Below are 17,571 nucleotides of genomic sequence, written 5' to 3'. Positions count from 1 at the left end.
AGCCGGTTTTCGGCGGCTGTTGAAGAGGGTAACCGCAGACTTTTTTCTCCTGGTTCAGGGTGCTACCCGGTGCAACCCGCTCCCTGGGGACGACCCTGATGTCGTCCGTACCTGGCGCTTGCAGCGCCAACCCCCTCAGCCTGTACCTGACCCGCCTGGCCCCCTCCAGCCAGGCCACCCTGCGCTACGTGCTGCAGGACGCCGCCGACCGCCTGGGCTATGAAGACCTCAACCTGGAGGACATCCCCTGGCACCAGCTGCAGCCCGAGCAGGTCACGGCCCTGGTGGCGACCTTGCGCCGCGACGGTTACGCCCCCAGCACGTCCTCGCTCTACGTCAACGCCCTGCGCGGGGTGTTGAACGAAGCCTGGCGCGCCAGCCTGATCAGCCACGACCACCTGCTCAAGATGCGCTCGGTGAAGGCCATGGGCGGCACGCGCCTGTCCCGGGGGCGCAACCTCAGGCGCGGGCTGATCCAGGAACTGATGGCCGTCTGTGCCGCCGACCCGCGCCCCCAGGGCGTGCGCGACGCGGCGATCATCGCCGTGCTCTACGGCTCCGGCATGCGCAAGTCGGAGTCGGTGAACCTGGATCTGGCCCAGGTGGACTTCGCCCAGCGCAGCCTGCAGGTGCTGGCCAAGGGCAACAAACAACTGATCAAGTACGCGCCGACCTGGGCCTTCGACAAGCTCCAGGCCTGGCTGGACCTGCGTCGCGCAGACTTGCCGGCGGGCCTTGAGGACGACGGCTTTCTGTTCAACCGGATCCGCCGCGGCGGTCATATCACCCGCGAGCGCATCACCAAGCACGCCATCTACTACATCGCCCGGCAGCGCGGCGCCCAGGTCGGCGTGCAGATCATGCCCCACGATTTCCGCCGCTCATTCATCACCCGAGTGATCGAGGAACACGACCTGTCGATTGCCCAGAAGCTGGCTCACCACACCAACATCCAGACCACCGCCAGCTATGACATGCGCGACGACAATGAGCGGCGCCGGGCCATCGATCGCTTCGACCTGTGAGCCACATCCGGTCACGGCCCCGCCGGCGCCGGCCGCCGCCCGCAGAGGTCCCGGGAGTCCAGCACGTGGGCCTGGCCCTGGGGGGTGATCCAGACCCGGCTGCCGGGGGCCGGGGCCTGTAGACCGCCAGCCGGCACCGGCAGCAGCTGCTGGCTGCCGTCGGCGGTGGTGATGGCGACGCTCAAGGTGCAGTGGTTGCCGGCAAAGTCCCAGTCCCTGACCACCCCGGCGCAGCCCGGTGTCGCGCCGCTGTGCGCGCCGCCGGCGGTCCATTGCAGTTGCTCGGGGCGCAGCATGATCTGTGCCGGGCCCTGGCGCGCCGGGTCGGCAATCGGCACCGGCCCCAGGTCGCAGTGGGCCAGACCCTGCTCCAGACGGGCCGGCAGCACCACCGCGTCGCCGAGGAACAGCGCGGTCTGGGCATCCCTGGGATGCCGGTACAGTTCCAGCGGCGGCCCGCTCTGCACCAGATGCCCCTGGCGCATCACCGCCAACTGGTCGGCAAAGGACAGGGCTTCGGCCTGGTCATGGGTCACCAGGATGGTGGTGATGCCGGCATCCGCCAGCAGGCGGGCCACGGTCTTGCGCATCGAGGCCCGCAGGCCGGTGTCCAGGGCCGAGAAAGGCTCGTCCAGCAGCATCAGCCGCGGGCGCTGGGCCAGGGCGCGGGCCAGGGCGACCCGTTGCTGCTGGCCGCCGGACAGTTCATGGGGCCAGCGCGTGCCCATGGCCGGATCCAGGGCCACCATGTCGAGCAATTCGTCGATGCGCGTCTGTTTGGCCGCCATCTTGCCCGGCAGGCCGAAACCGATATTGGCCGCCACGTTCATGTGCGGGAACAAGGCGCCGTCCTGGGGCACGTAACCGATCAGGCGCTGATGGGCCGGCAGGGCGCCCTCGTCATCCACCAGGACCTGGCCATTGAGGCTGATGCGGCCGCGGTCGGGAAATTCGAAACCGGCGATCATCCGCAGCAGGGTGGTCTTGCCCGAGCCGGAAGGCCCGACAATCGCCGTGCGACTGCCGGCGGGCAGGTTCAGGCTGACGTCGTGCACCGCCGTCACAGTGCCGTAGGACTTGTGCAGTTGCTGGAGTTCAAGGCTGTTCATCGGCCCGCCGTGCGTCTGGATTGATGGTAGAGAAGGCCGGTCAACGGCAGTGAGATCAGGATCATGAGCAAGGCATAGGGCGCGGCAGCGGCGTAGTCGATTTCGCTGGTCCGGGCCCAGAACGCGCTGGCCAGGGTCCGGGTGCCATTGGGGGCCAGCAACAGGGTGGCGGTCAGCTCATTGCTGATGGCCAGAAACACCAGGGCCGCACCGGCCGCAGCCCCGGGGGCCACCAGGCGCAGGGTGACCCGCCACAGGGCCTGCAATGGCGTGCGCCCCAGGCTGCGAGCGATATGCTCCAGCTCCACCGGTGCCTGGGCGATACCGGCCCGCAAGCTGACCAGGGCCCGGGGCAGGAACATCAACCCATAGGCCAGGAGCACCGTGAGGCTGGTCTGGTAGATCGGCCGGGCGTACCTCACCGTGACGGTCACCAGGGCCAGGGCGACGACGATTCCCGGCAGCGAACTGGCGATGTAATTGGCGCTTTCCAGCAGCCGCAGCAGGCGCCCCGGCGCCCGGATCGACAACCAGGCCAGGGGAAACGCCGCACAGGTGGTGAGCAGGGCGCCGAGACTGGCCAGTGCCAGGGTCTGCCCCAGGCTGGGCAGCAGTTCCGGGACTTGCCAGGCTTCGCTGCCGCCGGCCAGCAACCAGTTGCCCAGGGTCAGCAGCGGCACGCCCAGGGCCAGTGCGCTGCTCAAGCCCACCAGCAACAGACCGGCGCAGCGGCCGAGGCCGGACAGGCTCTGCAGCGGCTGGGTCCGCGGGCTGCCCGAGCCGACCCGGGCGTAGCGCGCCTGCCCCCGACAGGCGGACTCGGCACTGAGCAACACCAGGCAGCACACCACCAGGACCCCCGCCAGCATGTTCGCCGCCGGCCCGTTGTAGGTGGACTGGAACTGGTCGTAGATGGCCGTGGTGAAGGTGTCGAAGCGGATCATCGCGTACAGGCCGTACTCCGCCAGCAGGTGCAGGCCCACCAGCAGCGCGCCACCGGCGATGGCCAGGCGCAATTGCGGCAGCACCACCCGCAAGAACTGTGCCCGAGGCCTGAGCCCAAGGGATTGGGCGACGTCTTCGAGGGCCGGATCGAGGCGGCGCAGGGTGGCGGCTACCGGCAGATAGACGAAGGGGCAATAGGCGATCACCGACACCAGCACCGCCGCGGGCAACCCGTGCAAGGCCGGCAGCAGGCTGACCCAGGCGTAGCTGTGGACGAACGCCGGCACCGCCATGGGCGCCACCGCCAGCGCCGCCCAGGCCCGCCTTCCGGGCAGATCGCTGCGTTCGGTGAGCCAGGCCAGGGCCACCCCCAGCAGCACGCACAGCGGCAGGGTCAGGAGCAGCAACAGCAGGGTGTTGAACAACAGCTCCGCGACCCGGGGCCGCAGCACCAGTTCGGCGATGCCGGCCCAACCGGTCTGGATCGACACCGCGACGACGAACCCCAGGGGCACCAGGGCCAGCAACGACACCAGCAGCGCAGCCCCCAGCAGCCAGGGCGCGCTGGCGCGGTCGCGGCGACGCTGGCGCAGCCGCACCGCGGGCAGGCGGGCGGCGCCGTCGATGCCCTCGACCTGTGACAGATGGTCAGCCATGGATTACAGCAGACCGGCCTGGGTCATCAGGTCCACCGCCTTTTTGCTGTTGAGCCTGGCGGCATCCACCTGGGGCGCCTCCAGTTCGGCCAGCGGCACCAGGGCCGGGTTGGAGGCCGCGCCCTTGCCCACGGCGTACTCGTATGAGTGACCGGTCCTGAGCACCGCCTGGCCGTGTTCGCCGGTGATCCACTTGAGGAACGCCTGGGCCTGTTGCGGGTGCTTGCTGCTGGCCAGCACGGCGCCGCCGGAAAGGCTGACGAAGGCCCCCGGGTCCTGATGCTTGAAGTAGTGCAGGGCGGTGTTCTTGCTGTTCTCGCCGGTCTTGGACTGGTCGACGAAGCTGTAGTAGTGATAGATCACGCCGCTGTCCACCTGACCGGCATTGACCGCCTTGAGCACCGCGCTGTTGCCGCGATAGACGCTGGCATTGGCCTTGATGCCCTTGAGCCATTCCAGGGTCGCGGCTTCGCCCTTGAGTTCCAGTACCGCGCTGACAATGGCCTGGAAGTCGGCCCCGGCAGGAGACGCGGCCCAGCGGCCTTTCCAGGCGGGCGCCGCCAGATCCAGCAGGGATTTGGGCAGGTCGCCCGGGCCGAGCTTGGCCGGGTTGTAGACGAACACCGTGGAGCGCGCCGCAATTCCCACCCAGTTGCCATGGACCGGCTGATAGGCAGCGGCCACCTGTTCCAGGGTGCCCGGGGCCACTTTGGCGAGCAGCCCGGCGTTGTCCACCAAGGCCATAGCCGGAGAGTTCTCGGTGAGGAACACATCCGCCGCCGACGCGTTGCCTTCCTGCACCAGCTGGTTGCCCATCTCGCTGTCATCGCCGTTGCGCAGGGTGACCTTGATCCCGGTTTCCCGGGTGAAGCCTTCCACCCAGGCCTTGGTCAGACCCTCGTGCTGGGCGTTGTAGACCAGGATGCCGTCGGCGTCGGCGGCGCGGGCCTGCCCGATGGCCAGCAAGGCGGCGCTGAGCAGGGCGGTGTTGAACAGCGAAGAGGGCGTGAGGGTCATGCTGGGGGCAGCTCCTGGGGTGTTGTTTTTGTCAGGCGTCGAACCGGGCGGTTCGAGGCGCCAGAGAAGGCATCGCGAATCGGCTGAACAATAGGAATCATTTGCATATGAAGTCGCCGGCAATGTAGAGCGGCAAATCAGAAAAAAACGTCAAATTTATGGTGAATTCCCGTGATGACGGCATTTGCCCGCGGTCCGCGGTCGGCTGCCGCCGCCCAGTGTGTGATGACGCCCACAGACCTGGACCAGGCGCTGCAAGAAGTCCCGGGCAAGTGCCCGGGATTGATTTACAATCGGCGCCGCAGCACCTGCTGGAAATGGAATTGACCGGTCAACCGAGGGAAGCAATCTTGAGCGCCAAACTGTGCAACAACATCAATGCCGTCACCTTTGTCAGTAAATACAAGGCGGCCTGCCAGCCGATCGCCGACCAACTGGACCTGCCGGTGGAAAACATCCTCGGCCTGGCGGCTCAGGAGAGCCAGTACGGGGCCGGGCGGATCGCCCGGGAACTGAACAACTACTTCTCCATGCATGCACCGGCGCCCTTGCAGATCAGCGCCGAATCGGCCCAGGGCAGCGCCAGCGTCAAGGTGGCGAAGTTCGACTCCTTCCAGAAATCCGCCCAGTCCTTCGCCTTGCGCTATGGCGCCTCGGTGCGCGGCAAGCGCGAGCCCATGGAGTTCGCCCAGGCCCTGGTGCGCAGCGGCTACAACAGTGGCGATGCGGCCACCGGCGGGCGCAATGGTTTTGCCGACTACCTGGCAAAGATCATCCTCTCGGTCAGGGGGCGTCTGGCGTGCTGAACAACGATCGCCGTTCCTGGCTGCTGGGCCTGACCCTGGCGTGCACCACCCTGGTCGCCTGCGCCGGCGGCGCCCTGTCGCCGGCTCAGGTCAAGGCCACGGGCCTGACCCGCGAACAGGCTCAGGCAGTGCTGCTGGTGGCCCTCAGGCATCAGGACTATCAACTGGACAAACCCGGGGTGTTCGTCGACGGCGATCTGCAGGATGAGCACGGCCAGCCGCCCCATCCGGGGTACTTCGACTTCAGCCTCGGCTACAACGACCCCAAGGCCGGCGCCACCGAGTACTGGGGGCTGTTCTCGGTGAGCATCGCCACCGGCGATGTCTGGGAGACCAACCTGTGCAAGCGCCTGGACGGTACTGAACTGCAAACCCTGCAAGGGCAGATCATGGCCCGCACCGGCAAGTCCCTGAAGGACGAGCAAGCGCAGCGTCAGGGGCTGGGCTGCGACGAAGGGCAATAGAACGACAGCGGCCGCCCCGGGGCTGGGCCAGGAGCCCCGGGGCGTGGCATGCGCTATCCGGGCAGTTGCAGCAGGGCCGCATACACCGCGGTGCCGATGGCCGCGGTGGCGATCAGGCCCAGGCTGCCACCCAGGGCGATGGCCCCGACGATCAGCAGAGAGCCGGCCGCCGCCCAAGGCTCGCGGCCGATTTCGCCGTAGGCGATGTACACCGCGAAATTGATGAAAACCGCCACGGGCAGCTCCTCTTGCAGGCAGCGTTGCAGGCCCGGTCGCAGGCGAAGGGTGACGAAGGCCGGAATGATGCGCACCAGGCAACTGGTGGCGAACAGCGCGGCAATGGTGACCCAGCTCCCATGACTCATGATCGGGCCCAGACCAGGAGCACGCTGGTGGCCAGTACGCTGGGGATCCAGAAGTACAGGGTGCCCAGCAGGCGGATCAGCGCCAGGCTCAGGATCACACACAGCGCCAGGCGCACCAGGATCGCCAGACGCCGCCCGGGGAGCCACGCCAGGCGCCGGCGCAGTTGGCTCAGCGCCAGGTACATCAACACCACACTGGCGGGGTAGCCGAGATTGAGCTCGGCGCCGACCCAATGCGCGGGCAACGCGCGCCCCAAACAGGCCCCGAGTACCCCGGACAGGACCCAGGTGAGGAAAATCGTTGCCCGGATCATCAGCACCGCGGCCGGGCTGTCTCCCGGGGTCTCGGTGGCGTAGGCCTCGTCCCCCAGCAGATGGGCCGCCGCGGCCTTGGGCAGCCACCGGCGCGGCAGCCGCGCCGACGAGGCGAAGGCCATCGGCAGGTAGCGGCTGTTGAGCGAGGCGGTCAGCAGCAACAGGGTGAAGAACCCAGCGCCGGATTGGGCCAGGGGCAGGGCGGCAAACTGGCCGCTGCCGGTGAACCCCAGCAGGCCCACCAGGGCCACCTCCAGCAACGACCAGTCGGCGCGGGCCGCCAGTACGCCAAACAGCATGCTGACCGGAACAATGGCCAGGGCCGTCGGCGCGACCCGGCGCCAGAGCTCGGGCCGGCCGGTCAATAACTCTGGCTGTGATTGCTGCTGCATGAATACCTTGCCCTCTCGGATTGACGCCACGCCGGGCGCGTCAAGGCGCCGGCCATCAGGCTTCGAGAGTCTGGGCAAGGGCTGGAGGAACGTCTTGAACGATTGTGCGACTTTACCGGGCCAATCCCTGGGCCCGGCGGGTGTCAGTAGCGGTAGCCGACGTTGACCATCACCGCCGCAGCTCCCAGTATCACCAGCTCGGTGCCTACCGGGCCGTAATGCATGCCGACTGCCGGAATCAGCACCGGCGCCACGCCGAAGTGGTTCAGCGGAATCTTGTCCTTGTAGTCGCCCTTGTAGCCCTGGATCAGGCCGCCGCTGAGCTTGGCGTAGACCGGCCAGTCGGCGCTCTCCCAGGCCTTGCCGACGTAGGCGTAGTAGGAGCGCTGGGAGAAGGAGTTGCGAAAGGTGCTCAGGCCCCAGAGTTTTCCGCTGGCGTAGTTGCGCTCCAGGCCGATCAGGTCCTGATGGTTGTTGTGGTCCGGATCGTTGCTCCAGTGGTTGGTGTAGACGCTGGTCTGCAAGTACCAGAAGTCCCCTTGCTGATCGGCCTGCGCGCTCTGGGCGGCGACCAGCAGCGCCGCGCCGGCCATGGCCCGACGCAGCGCAAGGGAGTGACCGGTCGCCCGGCTTTGAAACAGTGTTTTCATTGCGATTCCCTGCCATCGCGGCAGTTGTGCCCCCTCGGAAATCAAGGGGGCAGAGGACGGTGACGCTAACACCCGCCCATTCAGGGGATCAATGACGGAACTGTTGCTTGATCTATATCCGACTCGATGCGCCGGATCAGATAGGGGTAGAACGGGTTGGACGTCAGACGCATCAGCTCGTCCATGGGCACCACCAGCACGGCGCGTTCGCCCCGGGCCGCGAGGCTGCCCAGGTGCAGGCCGAAGTCTTCGCCGGGATCGGGTTGGCTGCCGTACAGGCTGTCGCTGACGGGGAATGGCAGGGCCACGTGGGACAGGGAAAACACCCCCGCCGGGAAGGCCAGGTCCAGGGGCCGGCGCTGGCTGTCCAGGCTCAGGGCCGCGGTGCCCAGTTCTTCCAGGTGGTGCGACGGGCTCTCGGCGTTGCTCAGGATCCGCGTGCTGTAGTTGCGCGGCGGCGCCGGCAGCAGGCTGGCCAGGGAGGTGAGGCTGGACGGGTCCAGCAGGCCGTCGAAGTCGCTGGTGCGGTTCAGATCGAAGATCACCAGTTCGCTGCCGTTGGCCGGGAGCCGGCGGAACAGGCCGTTCACCACCGCCGGCGTGCTGACCGTGGCGTCGGTCAGGGACTGGAAGGCGAGGATCGGCGGCAGTTGCTGGAACCGCGGATCGCCCGCCAGGGCTTGCAGCTGGCCTTGCAGGGCGTCGGTCAGCAGCCATGACTGACGCGCGCCATTGACCGGAAACGAGTTGTACTTGAACGGGTTGTATTCCGGGCGCAGGTTCAGCCAGGCGGCCTTGCTGAAGGCTGGAAACACCGCGGGCCAGGCGGCCAGCCCGGCAAAGTGCGCCGACGACGCCACGCCGATCATCGGTGAAATCAGCACCAGGCGCTGGGCCTGTGGCAGTTGCGGATCGCCGAGGGCGTCCAGGGCGTACTTGACCGCCAGGGCGCCACCGTTGGAGTAGCCGACGATGTGCAGGGGCGCAGGTGCCGGCACTTCGGCCCGCGCCGTGCGCAGGGCTAGGCGGGTCGCCGCCAGCCAGTCTTGCCACTGCACCTCGGTCAGGCCGGCGGGCACCGTGCCGTGACCGGGCAGGCGCAGGCCGATGGCCAGGTAGCCGTGGGCAACGTAGCGCCGTGCAATGTGCCGCAGGCTGTAGGGCGAGTCGGTCAGCCCGTGCAGCAGCACCACCACGCCCCGGGGCGGACCCTGGGGGCGCAGCAGGTAGGAGCGGTTCCAGTCGGTGGCGAAGTGCGGCGGGTAGACCCGGCTGTCCTTGCGGTAACGGTTGAAGGGCGGCACCTGGGATGGATCGAGGGTGTCGCTGACCTCGCGCTCGACTTCGGCGAACACCCGCCCCTCGGCCTGCAGCCAGGTTGCCCAGTCGGCCCGATCGATCTGCTCGACGCTCAATTCGTGGGGCACCCGCAGGTGCCAGGGTTGCAGCGCCGGACCCCGCTCGCTGTCGTAGGCACGCCAGGCCAGCAGGGTGAATGCGGCAACGCCGAAGATCAGCGCGCCACGCTTGAGCAGGCGCGACAGGGTCGGGGCGATCACGGGCGGGGACTCGGTTGGAGGGCGCTGATGCGATAAACGCAGCGTCGACCGCCAGTGATCAGGTGCTCCACGCGCTGCACCTGGCCAAGGTCGCCAATGGCGGCCTGGAACACTTGCAGTTCGGAGCGGCAGAAGCCCTGGCACTGCTGGGCCGCGACACAGATCGGACAGTGACTCTCGATCAACAGCCAGCTCTCGCCGTCGGCCTCGACACTGGCCATGTAGCCGGCGACTTCACGGATCTGCGCCAGGGCCCGGACCCGTTCTTCCAGGGTCGGTAGCGGGGCGCAGACGTCGAGGTACTGCGCGGTGTTGACCCGCTCCATATCAGTGACGATGCGTTCCACACCGTCGGCCCCATAGACCGCGCGAATCGAATCGATCAGTTGCAGGGTCAGGTGGGCATGGGTGTCGGGAAAACGGGCCTGGGCCTGCTCGGTCAACACCCATTTCTGTGACGGACGCCCGGCGCCCTGGGCCGGCATCATCTGCCCGGCGATCAGTTCAGCGTCCAGCAGCTTCTGTAGCTGCTGGCGGGTGGCCTCCAGGGACACCTTGAGCAGCGGGGCCAGGTCGGCGGTTTTCAAGGGGCCGCGGGTTTTCAGCAGAAACAGAATTCGCTCGGCGGTGGCTCCGGGGTTCTTCTTCTCGGCAGGGGAGGATATCGAGGACATGCTGGGCCATTAACCAATGCGCAAGTGGGGTATCAAGGGCGTGCAGGACGCCGCCAACCGCGCAAGCATAACAGGCTCCGGTCAAGGAGCCCGGCCATTGTCGCGCTTTGAGCGGCGGATTGGGCAAGAAAGCGAGGCAATGAAAAATTAATTATCAAAGTAAAAGCTTGTGTAATACAGTGCGACCTTATCGAACACCCTAAGGGAGCAAGGCATGGCTTCGACAAGCGGATGGTCAGCACTGTTACTGGGCAAGAACGGACTGCGCTCGGCAGCCCTGGCCGGTGGCGTGGCGCTGCATGCAATCAATGTGTACCTGGTCACCACGCTGTTGCCTTCGGTGGTCAAGGATATCGGTGGCCTGGACTACTACGCCTGGAATACCACCTTGTTCGTGGTGGCCTCGATCATAGGTTCGGTGCTGTCCACCCGGGCCCTGGGGATACTGGGGCCGAAGCTCGCCTATGCCCTGGCCAGCCTGGTGTTCATGCTCGGTTGCGGCCTGTGTGCCCTGGCCCCGGACATGGGCTGGCTGATCTTCGGCCGCAGTGTCCAGGGCCTGGGCGGAGGGCTGCTGTTCGCCTTGCCCTACGCGATGATCCGCCTGGTGTTCGACGAGCCGCTATGGCCCCGGGCGATGGCGCTGATTTCCGCCATGTGGGGCGCGGCCACCCTGATCGGACCAGCCGTGGGCGGGGTCTTCGCCGAACACGGAGCCTGGCGTGCGGCGTTCTGGGTGCTTGTGCCCTGCACCTTGCTGTTCATGCTGCTGGCGATTGCCCTGTTACCGGGTAAAAGCCGCGAAACGGCGCCTCGCAGTCCCATTCCCGGCCTGCAGTTGGTGTTGCTGACCGCGGTGGTGCTGGCGATCTCCATTGGCAGCATCACACCTTCACCCGGGTACAACGCTCTGGGCCTGGGCGTCGGTCTGGGCCTGTTGCTGCTGGTGGTGGTGCTGGAGAACCGCTCCGGCAAACGTCTCTTGCCCCGCGACAGCCTGAAATCCGGCAGCCCCTTGCTGGCGCTGTACCTCTCCATGGCGCTGCTGGTGGTGGGCATGACCAGCGAGGTCTTTGTGCCGCTGTTCCTGCAAGAGCTGCATCAGCAGACGCCCTTGCTGGCGGGTTACATCGCCGCGCTGATGGCGGCCGGCTGGACCCTGGGGGCGATCTTCAGCTCTGGCCTGAGCCCCCAGGGCGCGGCCCGGGCCATTGCCAGCGGACCGTTTCTGGTGGTGGCTGGCCTGCTCCTGGCCTGCCTGTTCATGCCTGCCACAGCCACGCCGTTCCTGAGCCTGGGCGCGGTGTGCCTGGCCATGTTGCTGGTGGGCACAGGGATCGGCCTGGCGTGGCCCCATCTGTTGTCCCGAGTCCTGGAAAACGCGGCCGATGACCAAAAGGAGCTGGCGGGCGCTTCGATCACCACGGTGCAACTGGTGGCCACGGCCCTGGGCGCGGCGCTGGCGGGGATGATTGTCAATCTGGCCGGACTCAGCTCCACCGCCGGTGTTGCCGGTACGGCCCAGGCCGCAGCCTGGCTGTTCGGAATCTACGCCGGGGTATCGGCCCTGTTGTTTATCTGCATGCGTCAGGTCCGGCGCCACCATACCCGGGCGCTGGCCGAGGCCTGAGGCCCGCCTGACTCGTCACACTTCAAGGACATACAGATGAACAGCCTCAATACCGCTTGCCAGGAACAGGGCTTCCTTTTCGATCCGGGAGTCGCCCCATTGTTCGCGCACCTGGACCTTCGTCTGCTGGGGGGACGCGCCATCGGCATTGCCGACAATCAGTTCACCGATCTGCTCAGCGTCCTCGGCGGCCCCGGCTGCGGGGTGTGCAATGGCAACCCCCGGGACCTGCGCCGGGAGAACCTGCGCCAGTTCAGTTATCGCCTGGACGGTTCGGGCGAACTCGGGAGCGCAACGCCGGCGCCGCGGGAACTGCCCCGGCAGTCGCATCAGCGACTGGCGCCCGGAGGCGGCGAAGCGCCGCTGGAGCCTGGCTTGCAACCCTGGCGCCTGGGGCCCCACAGCCCCTATGGATTCCTGCCCCTGGGCCAGACCCACAGGCAATCCAATATCTCCCTGGATTCCATCGACAATCCGGCCACCGTGCTGACCTTGTCCCATTGGCCGGCCAACAAGACCCCCAGCGCCTACAAGGCCAACCTGTCCACCACCAGCGCCCTGATCTTTCTCCAACAAGGGCTGAGGGTGGAACAGGCGCAGGTGATCACCAGCGATCATTTCGATCTTGACGGGCTGGCCTCGGTCTACGCCTTCCTGGCCCCCGAGCAGGCCCAGCGGCACCGTCAATTGCTGATCGATATCGCACGACTCGGCGACTTCACCCGGGGCACTTCGCCCCAGGCCCTGCACTGCGCCTTTACCCTGCATGCCCTGGCCGCCCGGGTGCGCAGCCACAGCCAGGGTGGCAACGACCGGCGACTCATGACGCGTTTCACCACACTGCTGCCGCAACTGGCCGATGTGCTGGATAACACCCGGCGTTACGCCGAGCTGTACGACCCGGCCATGCAGGAGCTGCAGCGCAGTACGTTGCTGGTGGAGCATGCCGCCACACGGATCGAAGAGTACCCGGACATCGATCTGGCGATCTTTCGCCTGCCTGACGGGGCATGGCAGGGCGAGGGCGAGTACTTCGGCCTGTCGCCGGTGGCGTTGCACAATCGCAGTCGCTGTGCGGTGCTGGCCATCGTCAATCAGGGGCGTATCGAAATCCGCCAGCGTTATGAAAGCTGGGTCGAACGCAGCAGCGGCGTTCCCCGGGCCCGTCGGGACCTGGCGATCTTCGCCCGGGCCTTGCAGGAAACGGAGCGCACTCCTGGGCAGTGGCTCTACGACGGGGTGCAAGCAATCATGCCGGGCCTGAGGTTTGTCGCCGACCGGCCCAGCAGCCATTCCAGCGACAAGCTGCTGGCCGAACTGCGTCAGTTCCTCGGCCAGGCCCCGGTGGCCTGGGATGCCAACGGCCAGGCCACATAACGCCTTACCGCCAACTTCGCTTTGCCTGGCGCCCTTGTGCTGTAATCCGCGGCCACCAAACAGCACAAGGAAGCCTGTGGATGCACGAATCCGCCCGTCACATCGTCGATCTGTACCAGCGTCATGCCCAGGCTTGGGACCGGGCGCGCCGGGCCAACACCCAGGCATTTCACAGCGAACAGGCCTGGTTCGAACGCTTTCGCCAGGTCATGGGGGCTGGTCGGCAGGTACTGGACCTGGGGTGTGGAGGTGGCGAGCCGGTGGCGCGCTATCTGGTGGAACATGGATACGCGGTCACGGGCGTCGACAGCAGCGCCGCCTTGCTGGATCAGTGTCGCCAGCGCTTTCCCGAGCAGCAGTGGATCAACGCCGACATGCGCGGTCTGGCCCTGGATCAGGACTTTGCCGGCATCCTGGCGTGGAACAGCCTGTTCCACCTGAGCCCGGACGATCAGCGCGCCATGTTCGCCGTGTTCGAACGCCATGCGGCCCCGGGCTGCGCCCTGATGTTCACCAGCGGACCTGCAGCAGGGGAGGCCATCGGCGAGTTCGAAGGCGAGGCCCTGTACCACGCGAGCCTCGATCCGGGGGAATACTGCACCTTGCTCGATACCCATGGTTTCGAAGTGGTGCAGCACGTCAGTGAAGATCCACAGTGTTGCGGCTTCACCGTGTGGCTGGCCCGGGCGCTGGATTACTCATAAAAAACCGGCCCGCAGGGGCCGGTTTTCATGTTTGCTGTCTCAGTGCTTCATCATGCTGTGGTCCGGCGCATCCAGCGCCCGGGCTTGGGCTTGGACCTTGATCGACTCCTTCTCGCCCTTGGCGTTTTCCACGATCAGGGTCAGCGGCACGGTGTCCCCGACCTTGATCTGGCCAGTGAGCTCCATGAGCATCACGTGGTAGCCGTGGGTGTCCAGGCTGACCTTCTTCCCGGCCGGCAGGACGATGGCGTCCACTGGCTGCATGCTCATCACGTCGTTGTGCATGCTCGACTGATGGATCTGCACGTTCTTGGCCACAGGTGACTGCACTTCGACCAGCTTGCTGTCGCTGCTGGCGGTAAGGTCCATGAAGGCGCCGCTGGCGTGCTGGCCAGGGACGGTGGCGCGGACCCAGGCGTTGTCCACTTGGGTCGCGGCGCCGGCGGTGCCGGCCAGGCCCAGCAGAGAGATCAGCAGCAGGGCGGATTTAAGGCGCGACGGGCGCTGGTGGGCATTCATTAACAAACCTCCATGACGGTGAGCAGGTCTTCCGCGCACTCTTGGGCGTTGAGAGACTGGGACAGCCCCAGGCGCAAGGTGCCCCGGGAGTCGTAGACAAAGCTGGTGGCGGTATGGGACAGGGTGTAGGTCGAGCCGCTGGGGATCTTTTCGTAGAACACGCCAAATTCCTTGGCGGTGGCCGCGGTTTCTTCCAGGCTGCCGTACAGCGCTTCGAAGCTCGGATCGAAGGCCTTGACGTAGGCGTCCAGCACCTCGGGCGTGTCGCGCTCCGGGTCCAGGGTGATGAACACCACTTTCAGGCGCTCGCCATCGCGGCCCATCAGCTTCTTGGCCTGGGCGGCGCGGGCCAGGGTGGTGGGGCACACGGCCGGGCACTGGGTAAAGCCGAAGAAGATCATCGGCATCAGGCCGCGGTAGCTGGACAGCGACTTGGTTTCGCCCTGGGAATCGGTGAGTTTGAAGGTGCGGCCGAGAATCTGATTGCTCAGGTCCTTGCCGTACTTGAAGGACAGTCGGGGACTGTTGTCGCAACCGGCAAGCAGGCCCAGGCCGAGCACCCCGGCGCTGGTGAGCAGGGTGCGGCGAGTCAGCAAAACACTCATGAAATAACGCCCTTTGAACAGCCAGACAGGCAAAAACCCGCGCATGGTAGCAAACAGACGAAAGCAGCGGCGGGCTAATTAGACCAATGCCTGCGGCCATCGGTCGCAGGTTCGGGGCGGGTCTGGGGCTTGAGCTTTTCGGCGTGGCCATCAACGTCGCGCCAGGCCTGTGGCGGGACGCGGCCCAGAGCTTCAGCGCTTCAATGCCGCCACAGCGTGGCGCCGATCACCAGCAACGCCAGGAGGATCAGCACCACCCCGGTGCCTCGTTCCAGCCAGGGCAGGGCCCGGGCAAAGCGCTCGCGCACCCGGCGATTGCCGATCGCCAGGGCCACCAGCACGTCCCACAGCAGCACCGCGCTGAACATCCACAGGCCGTAGACCAGTTTCCAGCCGGCGCTGGTCTGCGCGCCTACCAGGGAAGCCAGGCTGACATAGAACAGCGCGTTCTTCGGATTGAGGATGCCGGAGGCAAAGCCCATGCCCAGGCCGCGCCACCAGGTGGCACGGCCCAGCGTGCGGGTCTGGCCATTGCTGTCCACCGCGGCCAGGGAGTTGGCCCCGGCGTGGCGCAGAAACAGCCAGCCCATGTACAGCAGGTAGCCGCACCCGGCCAGCTGGATCGTCAGGAACAGCGGGCTGTCGGCCCGAAACACCGAAACCCCGGCGAAAGCCAGAACGATGAATACGCCGTTGGCCAGGGCGATGCCCAGGCAGGCACCAGTGGCCGCGCGCCAGCCGGCGGCCATGGACATGCGCGCCACCAGGAAAAAATCCGGGCCGGGAGAGAGCAGGGCAAGAAAGTGTGCGGCGGCGACCAGCAGGAACTGTTGCAGCATCGGTAAAGACTTCCAGTGACGTGATTGCCCGGAAGTCTGCGGCGCCCCAGGGGCCGCGGTATTGAAGAAAATTGCGCGGCCTCAGGCCTTGTACAGCCCCGGGGTCACGCCGACATGGGCCTTGAACACCCGCTGGAAGTGCGCCTGATCGGCGAAACCCAGGCGCTGGGCCAGGTCGGCCGAGGGTTCCCCGGCCTGCAGCGAGGTCCGGGCCTGGATGATCCGCTGGTTCAGCTGATAGGCGTGGGGCGTCATTCCGGTGGCGCTGCGAAAGGCGCGGATCAGTTGGTAGCGACTGAGGCCGGCCAGTGCTGCCAGGCGTTCCAGGGGCTGGGCCTGTTGCGCATCGTCCTGCAGGAACTGCATGACCCGATGCACCCCGGCACCGGCGCTTGCCGGGTCGGCGGCCAGGGCAATCACCGGCTGGTCGTGGAGCGGGAAGTCGCCGATGAACTCGATCAGTGCGGCTTCCTTGTCCTGCCAGTTGGCGGCGGAAAACAGCAGGTCGTTGAGCCGGCAAACCCGCTGATACAGGTGCGGATCCTGGCTCAACAGCACCTGGCACAGCGCCGTCGGCCCGTCGTGCTGCGCTTCCTGGCGCACCGCTTCGACCCAGCGCGGGTCCAGGTGCAGCATCTGGTAGCTCCAGGCGGTATCGGGCCGTGGATTGCAGGCATGGGCGCAATGGGCCGGGACCCACACCACGCTGCCGGCCTGGATCAGGGTCGGGCCCTGGGCACCGCCGCTGAACAGGCTGACGCCACGGTCCACCACGCCGATGGACAGCGTCGGATGGCTGTGGGCCTTGTAGTTGGCGCGGCTGTCACAGGCCCGGCGGCTTTCGACGTAAGGCAGGTTCGCATCGCGCCAGAATTGCGCTGAAGAGGTCATGGCGGTTTCGCAGTGCAGGCAAAGCGGGTGGCTAGGCTAACAGGCCGGCCGGTGCGCCGGCCAGCGCCCCAGCCGCTGCTGGCTGTCCAGGCAGCGCCCAGGCATGTGTGCCACGCCACACCGGCCCGGGGCCGTGGCTGCCTATACTGCTGTTCGGGTTCGCTCAAGCGGGCCACGACCTGCAACAGGAGTTGCCATGAACTTCAAGGAAATCGCCTACGAGCAACAGGGCCCCATCGTGGTCATCCGCTTCAACCGTCCCGAGCAGCGCAACTGCATCGGCCCCGTGACCCACCGCGAACTGATCGAAGCCTGGAGCCGCTTTCGCGACGATGAAAGCGCCCTGGTCGCGATCATCACCGGCACCGGCGACCGGGCCTTTTGTGCCGGCGGCGACCTCAAGGCCGCCGCACAACTGGTGCCGTCGGACCCCGAGGAAATGGCCGCCCATGAGCGTGGCGAGCGCCCCGGCATCATTGGCCCCAGCCGCTGGGTCGATGTCTACAAACCGGTGATCGCCGCGGTCAATGGCGTGGCCTATGCGGGGGGCCTGGAGTGGGCCTGTTTTGCCGACATGCGCATCGCCGAGGAACACGCATCCTTTGGCGTCACCTGCCGCCGCTGGAACATCGGCCTGGCGGACGGCGGCACCCAGCGCCTGCCGCGGATCATCGGCATGGGCCGGGCCATGGAGCTGATCCTCACCGGCAAGGTGATCGACGCCCAGGAGGCCTATCGCATTGGCCTGGTCAACGAAATAGTGCCCAGCGGGCGCTCCCTCAAACGGGCCCTGGAGCTGGCCCGGATGCTCGCCGGGCTGCCGCAGCCGGCGATGCGCTCGGACAAGGAAGCCGCCATCCGCGGTTACGGACTGCCCCTGGCAGAAGGCCTGAAGATCGAGGCCCAGTGCTTCAACCGTTCGATCCACGCCCCGGAAACCCGGGAAGGACTGCGCCAGTTCATCGAGCGTGATCACCCCGATCGCCGGGTTCGCCCGGCGCCGGGCCTGCTCGGCGACTGAGCCCCGCC

At 66.8% G+C, this 17,571-nt stretch carries 19 protein-coding genes; 7 read left to right on the top strand and 12 right to left on the bottom strand.

Annotated features, from left to right (window positions below; genetic code table 11):
• Positions 1-98 precede the first annotated feature (98 nt).
• Positions 99-1,025: a site-specific integrase gene (locus PST29_RS15415; protein WP_060839304.1), complete on the top strand. Its 927-nt coding sequence runs from the start codon at positions 99-101 to the stop codon at positions 1,023-1,025.
• 11 nt (positions 1,026-1,036) lie between these two features.
• On the opposite strand, the gene PST29_RS15410 is transcribed toward PST29_RS15415, so the two are convergent.
• The 3 genes from PST29_RS15410 to PST29_RS15400 are packed head-to-tail and all read right to left on the bottom strand — an operon-like array spanning position 1,037 to position 4,752.
• Entirely contained in the window at positions 1,037-2,134 is a 1,098-nt protein-coding gene (locus PST29_RS15410) for an ABC transporter ATP-binding protein (protein ID WP_060843595.1), read from the bottom strand.
• Entirely contained in the window at positions 2,131-3,735 is a 1,605-nt protein-coding gene (locus tag PST29_RS15405; protein WP_060839302.1) for an ABC transporter permease, read from the bottom strand. The genes PST29_RS15410 and PST29_RS15405 overlap by 4 nt, the downstream gene beginning before the upstream one ends.
• Positions 3,736-3,738: 3 nt before the next feature.
• Positions 3,739-4,752: an iron ABC transporter substrate-binding protein gene (locus PST29_RS15400; protein WP_060839301.1), complete on the bottom strand. Its 1,014-nt coding sequence runs from the start codon at positions 4,750-4,752 to the stop codon at positions 3,739-3,741.
• 350 nt (positions 4,753-5,102) lie between these two features.
• Between PST29_RS15400 and PST29_RS15395 the strand changes: the two genes are divergently transcribed.
• Positions 5,103-5,558, top strand: a complete 456-nt coding sequence (locus PST29_RS15395; protein ID WP_042941648.1) for a glucosaminidase domain-containing protein — start codon at positions 5,103-5,105, stop codon at positions 5,556-5,558.
• Entirely contained in the window at positions 5,552-6,022 is a 471-nt protein-coding gene (locus tag PST29_RS15390; protein WP_060843594.1) for a hypothetical protein, read from the top strand. The genes PST29_RS15395 and PST29_RS15390 overlap by 7 nt, the downstream gene beginning before the upstream one ends.
• A gap of 53 nt (positions 6,023-6,075) precedes the next feature.
• Here PST29_RS15390 and PST29_RS15385 read toward each other — a convergent pair whose 3' ends face one another.
• The 5 genes from PST29_RS15385 to PST29_RS15365 all read right to left on the bottom strand — a co-directional run bounded on the left by PST29_RS15385 (position 6,076) and on the right by PST29_RS15365 (position 9,977).
• Positions 6,076-6,387 carry a hypothetical protein gene (locus PST29_RS15385; RefSeq protein WP_060843593.1) on the bottom strand — a complete coding sequence of 104 codons (312 nt, stop codon included), beginning with the start codon at positions 6,385-6,387 and terminating at the stop codon, positions 6,076-6,078.
• The gene (locus PST29_RS15380) at positions 6,384-7,094 is read right to left on the bottom strand and encodes an AzlC family ABC transporter permease (RefSeq protein ID WP_082729248.1); all 711 of its coding nucleotides are present in this window, start codon (positions 7,092-7,094) and stop codon (positions 6,384-6,386) included. The genes PST29_RS15385 and PST29_RS15380 overlap by 4 nt, the downstream gene beginning before the upstream one ends.
• 143 nt (positions 7,095-7,237) lie before the next feature.
• Entirely contained in the window at positions 7,238-7,687 is a 450-nt protein-coding gene (locus tag PST29_RS15375; protein ID WP_129406211.1) for a sn-glycerol-3-phosphate transporter, read from the bottom strand.
• 137 nt (positions 7,688-7,824) lie between these two features.
• On the bottom strand, positions 7,825-9,303 hold the full coding sequence (locus PST29_RS15370) for an alpha/beta hydrolase (protein WP_060843591.1): 1,479 nt from the start codon (positions 9,301-9,303) through the stop codon (positions 7,825-7,827).
• A complete protein-coding gene (locus tag PST29_RS15365; protein WP_060839295.1) occupies positions 9,300-9,977 on the bottom strand; it encodes a helix-turn-helix transcriptional regulator in 678 nt (225 codons plus the stop codon). Before PST29_RS15365 ends, PST29_RS15370 begins: the two co-directional genes overlap by 4 nt.
• A 214-nt stretch (positions 9,978-10,191) precedes the next feature.
• Here PST29_RS15365 and PST29_RS15360 point away from each other — a divergent pair, with 214 nt between their 5' ends.
• The 3 genes from PST29_RS15360 (at position 10,192) to PST29_RS15350 (ending at position 13,688) form a co-directional block, all read left to right on the top strand.
• Positions 10,192-11,607, top strand: coding sequence for an MFS transporter (locus tag PST29_RS15360; RefSeq protein WP_060843590.1), 1,416 nt, complete (start codon positions 10,192-10,194; stop codon positions 11,605-11,607).
• A 36-nt stretch (positions 11,608-11,643) separates the two neighbouring features.
• On the top strand, positions 11,644-12,984 hold the full coding sequence (locus PST29_RS15355; protein ID WP_060843589.1) for a DUF6687 family protein: 1,341 nt from the start codon (positions 11,644-11,646) through the stop codon (positions 12,982-12,984).
• Between the two features lie 80 nt (positions 12,985-13,064).
• Positions 13,065-13,688, top strand: coding sequence for a class I SAM-dependent methyltransferase (locus PST29_RS15350; RefSeq protein WP_060843588.1), 624 nt, complete (start codon positions 13,065-13,067; stop codon positions 13,686-13,688).
• A gap of 39 nt (positions 13,689-13,727) precedes the next feature.
• Here the strand turns inward: PST29_RS15350 and PST29_RS15345 are convergent, their stop codons facing one another.
• The 4 genes from PST29_RS15345 to PST29_RS15330 all read right to left on the bottom strand — a co-directional run bounded on the left by PST29_RS15345 (position 13,728) and on the right by PST29_RS15330 (position 16,542).
• On the bottom strand, positions 13,728-14,207 hold the full coding sequence (locus PST29_RS15345) for a copper chaperone PCu(A)C (protein ID WP_060843587.1): 480 nt from the start codon (positions 14,205-14,207) through the stop codon (positions 13,728-13,730).
• Positions 14,207-14,812, bottom strand: coding sequence for an SCO family protein (locus PST29_RS15340; protein WP_042941277.1), 606 nt, complete (start codon positions 14,810-14,812; stop codon positions 14,207-14,209). The genes PST29_RS15345 and PST29_RS15340 overlap by 1 nt, the downstream gene beginning before the upstream one ends.
• Before the next feature lie 200 nt (positions 14,813-15,012).
• Positions 15,013-15,651: a LysE family translocator gene (locus PST29_RS15335; protein ID WP_060843586.1), complete on the bottom strand. Its 639-nt coding sequence runs from the start codon at positions 15,649-15,651 to the stop codon at positions 15,013-15,015.
• An 81-nt stretch (positions 15,652-15,732) separates the two neighbouring features.
• Positions 15,733-16,542 (bottom strand): helix-turn-helix transcriptional regulator, encoded by an 810-nt coding sequence (locus PST29_RS15330; RefSeq protein ID WP_060843585.1) that lies wholly within the window; start codon positions 16,540-16,542, stop codon positions 15,733-15,735.
• 196 nt (positions 16,543-16,738) lie between these two features.
• Between PST29_RS15330 and PST29_RS15325 the strand changes: the two genes are divergently transcribed.
• Positions 16,739-17,563: an enoyl-CoA hydratase/isomerase family protein gene (locus PST29_RS15325; RefSeq protein WP_060843584.1), complete on the top strand. Its 825-nt coding sequence runs from the start codon at positions 16,739-16,741 to the stop codon at positions 17,561-17,563.
• The last annotated feature ends 8 nt before the right edge of the window (positions 17,564-17,571 follow it).

Source organism: Pseudomonas sp. St29 (assembly GCF_001547915.1).
Lineage (GTDB): Bacteria > Pseudomonadota > Gammaproteobacteria > Pseudomonadales > Pseudomonadaceae > Aquipseudomonas.
This window is presented reverse-complemented; position numbering and strand designations above follow the sequence as displayed.